This is a genomic window from Microcystis sp. LE19-10.1B (genome assembly GCF_027530565.1).
Classification (GTDB): Bacteria; Cyanobacteriota; Cyanobacteriia; order Cyanobacteriales; family Microcystaceae; genus Microcystis; species Microcystis aeruginosa.
This window is the reverse complement of the sequence record NZ_JAPZQM010000314.1, coordinates 1-4,189: the sequence shown is the minus strand read 5'-3', so window position 1 is coordinate 4,189 and position 4,189 is coordinate 1. Positions and strand designations below refer to the sequence as shown.

At 43.8% G+C, this 4,189-nt stretch carries 6 protein-coding genes; 1 reads left to right on the top strand and 5 read right to left on the bottom strand.

Features of this window, described 5'->3' with window-relative positions; genetic code table 11:
• Window positions 1-400: 400 nt before the first annotated feature.
• Entirely contained in the window at window positions 401-1,609 is a 1,209-nt protein-coding gene (locus O9332_RS11215; RefSeq protein WP_002758286.1) for an ATP-dependent 6-phosphofructokinase, read from the top strand.
• A gap of 425 nt (window positions 1,610-2,034) precedes the next feature.
• Here the strand turns inward: O9332_RS11215 and O9332_RS11210 are convergent, their stop codons facing one another.
• The 5 genes from O9332_RS11210 to O9332_RS11190 form a co-directional block, all read right to left on the bottom strand.
• Entirely contained in the window at window positions 2,035-2,214 is a 180-nt protein-coding gene (locus O9332_RS11210) for a hypothetical protein (protein WP_002758288.1), read from the bottom strand.
• Between the two features lie 233 nt (window positions 2,215-2,447).
• The gene (locus O9332_RS11205; RefSeq protein WP_002758289.1) at window positions 2,448-2,675 is read right to left on the bottom strand and encodes a DUF8778 family protein; all 228 of its coding nucleotides are present in this window, start codon (window positions 2,673-2,675) and stop codon (window positions 2,448-2,450) included.
• A gap of 34 nt (window positions 2,676-2,709) precedes the next feature.
• The gene (locus O9332_RS11200) at window positions 2,710-2,934 is read right to left on the bottom strand and encodes a DUF2283 domain-containing protein (RefSeq protein ID WP_002742721.1); all 225 of its coding nucleotides are present in this window, start codon (window positions 2,932-2,934) and stop codon (window positions 2,710-2,712) included.
• Window positions 2,935-2,937: 3 nt separating this feature from the next.
• Window positions 2,938-3,168 carry a hypothetical protein gene (locus O9332_RS11195; RefSeq protein WP_002742722.1) on the bottom strand — a complete coding sequence of 77 codons (231 nt, stop codon included), beginning with the start codon at window positions 3,166-3,168 and terminating at the stop codon, window positions 2,938-2,940.
• Between the two features lie 105 nt (window positions 3,169-3,273).
• The gene (locus O9332_RS11190; protein WP_288025505.1) at window positions 3,274-4,080 is read right to left on the bottom strand and encodes a WD40 repeat domain-containing protein; all 807 of its coding nucleotides are present in this window, start codon (window positions 4,078-4,080) and stop codon (window positions 3,274-3,276) included.
• Window positions 4,081-4,189 lie beyond the last annotated feature (109 nt).

Genomic DNA, 4,189 nt, shown 5'->3' with positions numbered 1-4,189 from the left:
GATCGGCACCCCCCTTATCAAGGGGGGATTAAGGGGGGATCGGCACCCCCCTTATCAAGGGGGGCAGGGGGGCTCGGCACCCCCCTTATCAAGGGGGGCAGGGGGGATCGGCACCCCCCTTATCAAGGGGGATCCCCCCGCCTATCGGCACCCCCCTTATCAAGGGGGATCCCCCCGCCTATCGGCACCCCCCTTATCAAGGGGGGCAGGGGGGATCGGCACCCCCCTTATCAAGGGGGGCAGGGGGGATCGGCACCCCCCTTATCAAGGGGGGCAGGGGGGATCGAACCTAAAATCGATTTTTAATTTAATTATAACCAGCTACTTAACTGAAAACTGAAAACTTACATCTGATCACTGATAACTGATAACTGACAAAAAAATCCAGGAGGATATAACTATGAACGAGAATCAAAAGAAAAAAATCGGCATTCTGACCAGTGGTGGCGATTGCCCGGGGTTAAACGCGGTAATTCGTGCCGTGGTGAAATCATCAAAACTCAAGGGTTGGGATGTGTACGGCATTCCCTACGGGACCGACGGTTTTATGCAGATTGCCGAGGGAAAATATCACCCCGAAGATTTGATCCTGACTCAGCATGGCTATAACCTACCCGGGGTCTTGAAAGGATTAGACGTTTTGCAGTTTCTTAGTGGTAGTGTTTTGGGTTCTTTGAGCAAAGGACATCCCGAAAACCCAGAAATTGCCACGAAAATCCTGCAAGGATACGAAATGCTGGGATTAGATGCCCTGATCGTCGTTGGAGGCGATGGGAGCATCGATATCATCTACGATCTCGCCCAGAAAGGCAATTGGAATATTATCGCGGTTCCCAAAACCATCGATAATGACGTTCCCTATACGGAATGGGCAGTCGGTTTTACCACTGCCGTCGATATCGTTACTCAAGCTTTGTATGATCTCACCTTTACCGCCGCTAGTCACGAAAGGGTGATGATTGTGCAGGTGATGGGTAGAGATGCCGGTCATCTAGCTCTTCATGCTGGGATTGCCGGAGGTGCCGATGCGATTTTTATTCCCGAATTAACCCCGGCTCTCACTCCCGCAATTATCGACGGTTGTTGTCGCCATTTGGCAGAATTACGCGCTCAAGGTCGTAAATTCGCTCTCATTGTGATTTCTGAGGGTGTTAAAAACGAAGATAACCAAAAAGAGAAGTATATTGCCGATTATTTAGAAAAATTAATATTTGACAAAACTCGCTCTTTGTGCGTTACCGATCCCGTCTTCTGTTATCTCAATTCCATGGATGTGCGGGCCATGTCTTTGGGACACCTGCAAAGAAGTCGTCCTCCTTTGGCCATGGATCGACTGTTAGCCACGGCTTTCGGCATTAAGGCCGTAGAATTAATCGAACAGGGAAAACTCGATCGCGTGGTGATTTGGCGCGGGGGACAAGTGCGTAGTTTGCCCCTGAAACCAGTGATCAAAATTATCAAACAATGTCATCAAGAGCATCGCTGTGCCTATCCCGTTGATCCTGATGGTTTTATCGTCAAAACAGCCCGTTCTTTGGGAATTTACCTAGGGGAAAATCCCACAACTGAGACGGCAGTAGTTCCGCAAGCTGTGGAGGCGTTGGTTTAGTGATAAAAAAGCGAGAAGGTTTGCTAATACTTTCTCGCTTTTTTAATTGGTTAAGATTAGGTATTTCTAAACGCTACAATTACGGGAGATACTGACAGCTACTGTCGAAATAAAGAAACTTTTTAAAAGAGTGTAATTAGGGCTTGCTGAATAAATGTGAAATATAGACGAGGTAAGGGTTTTAGGGTCCTATTTTGCGAAACAGGTGCAAGATTTTGAGAGAATCGTGGTTGAAAACCTTGCATCTTCGGGGCGAAGCATTCGGGCATAACCTATCGGTGAAACCGTAGATTTCCTATCCGAATGCTTCGCCCCTACTTTTTGCCGCAAACCCTACATAAAGACTTCTACTATCAGTAATGAGGTTATAAGATTGAACTATTGGACAAGCTTCAATGAGATGTCTAATCTCTTGAAAATAGTCATTAATCAACAAATTCTATCTCCTCAATTTCTTCTTTGTCTTGCAGTAAAGCTTCTAGCATCCAAGCTTCTCCCATCCATTCATCAAAGTCTAAGGTATGCTGCAATTCATTGTTTTCAAATCGTCTGAGAAATTCTTGTGTCTGCATTTGATACTTAAGTAGGTAGGCGTTAAAAATCATCAGACACCCCCCTTATCAAGGGGGGCAGGGGGGATCGGCACCCCCCTTATCAAGGGGGGCAGGGGGGATCGAAGCTAAAATCCATTTTTAATTTAATTATAACCAGCTACTTATTTTCAAACAGAGTTATTCGTTCTTGGGTGCGCTTAATTCCTTCTTGAAGTTCTTGCAGTCTTTCGGTTAATGCGTCTTCAATAAATTTTTTAAGGAGTTTAGATGCTTGGATTTAAGTTTTACTTCAGCCATAATGCTTCCGAGTTGATAATCGCTGCTGTTTGCCATTCGTCAGTCCATCCTAATTCTAGTTCATCTACTGCTAAAAAAGCTTGGGCGAGTTCTTCTGCTTCTTGTTGTTGTCGCCATTGTTGTAAAATTGAGGCGATGAAAATGCTTTTATCTTCTACTTTCTGGTTTAGGTAATTAACCAGTTCATCAGGTAAAGAAATGGAGATTTTAGCCATTGTTATCTCTTTAGCTATTTGATTCTAATATAGACTATTTTGATTGAGCTAAAATAACAGAATTAAGGGGGAAAGACTCAGTTTCTAAACGAGTTAAATCAACAATTTGACTAGCTTGATCAATATCAATTCCAACTAATTTTCCTTCGCTATCAAAATCTAAAACAATATCAGGGGCGATTTCTTGAGAATCGGTGCTTGTTTTTTCTGATAGGCTAATGTATAGAGAATCGGTTTCAGGATAATAACTAAATTTCATTTTTTACTCCTTAAAGTTACGATCTGGGAAGGCGTTATGAATGGTTTCTCCATCATCTAGAGTGACAACTCGCAAGTATTTTCCTAATTCGGGAATGTATAACCAATGACGAATGCGTCCATTTGGTTCTATTTCTCGTCTAACTGGATTCTGGATAGCCTGTTGACACCATTCTCGCTTAAGATAGGGTCTTTTGACCAAGACTTGTTCTTCAAAGTAGCGGGTAGTTTTCATTCATCATTTTTCTGATCGATTCCTTCTATCATAATTTTAACGAAATTTAGATAAATTTCCCCAGATACTAAATTCTCCCCCCTTTTTAAGGGGGGCAGGGGGGGATCAAATCCCATCACACAAATGCCTATCCTCCTCCCTAACATCAGAATTAGGATTGTGCAAATAAGCCCGCACCCAATCGCAACTACGCCCCATTAAAGCATCTAAATCCCAACCATTGCTTCCATTCCACAGTTTAATTGTGTTATCCCAACTACCAGAAGCTAAAGTCTTACCATCGGGGCTAAAACTCACGCTAGTGACACTGTTATTATGGCCAGAGAGAGTGCGAATTTCTTTCCCTGTCTCTACATTCCACAGTTTGATTGTGTTGTCATGACTACCGGTCGCTAATGTCTTACCGTCGGGGCTAAAACTCACGCTTAAGACATTTCCATTATGCCCAGAGAGAGTGCGGATTTCTTGACCTGTCTGAACATTCCACAGTTTAATTGTGGTGTCATAACTACCAGAAGCTAATATCTTACCGTCGCTGCTAAAACTCACGCTAGAGACACCCTCATTATGCCCAAAGAGAGTGCGGATTTCTTGTCCTGTTTCTACATCCCATAGTTTGATAGTGTCGTCACCACTACCAGAAGCTAATGTCTTACCGTCAGGGCTAAAACTCACACTATTGACACTATCATTATGCCCAGTGAGAGTGCGGATTTCTTGACCTGTCTCTACATTCCACAGTTTGATTGTCTTGTCTTCACTACCGGTCGCTAATGTCTTACCGTCAGGGCTAAAACTCACGCTAGTGACACTTTTATTATGCCCAGTGTTCTCGTAGAGTTGCAAGGGAAGGGTGCGGATTTCTTGACCTGTCTCTACATTCCCAGCAATTCCAAATTCAGAATGTAGCAAGGAATACAGAATACAAAACGCTTTTGCCCTGTAGCTCCCCATCCAAAATCAAGAAGAATTAACGCGAGTAACAGGGATGGCCTCATCGAGCATAAAGTCTAAAAGGTGG

Excerpts from the sequence above, each read along its gene's own strand:
- O9332_RS11215 (WP_002758286.1), top strand. The coding sequence starts at position 401 with ATGAACGAGAATCAAAAGAAAAAAATCGGCATTCTGACCAGTGGTGGC.
- O9332_RS11210 (WP_002758288.1), bottom strand. The coding sequence starts at position 2,214 with ATGATTTTTAACGCCTACCTACTTAAGTATCAAATGCAGACACAAGAA.
- O9332_RS11205 (WP_002758289.1), bottom strand. The coding sequence starts at position 2,675 with ATGGCTAAAATCTCCATTTCTTTACCTGATGAACTGGTTAATTACCTA.
- O9332_RS11200 (WP_002742721.1), bottom strand. The coding sequence starts at position 2,934 with ATGAAATTTAGTTATTATCCTGAAACCGATTCTCTATACATTAGCCTA.
- O9332_RS11195 (WP_002742722.1), bottom strand. The coding sequence starts at position 3,168 with ATGAAAACTACCCGCTACTTTGAAGAACAAGTCTTGGTCAAAAGACCC.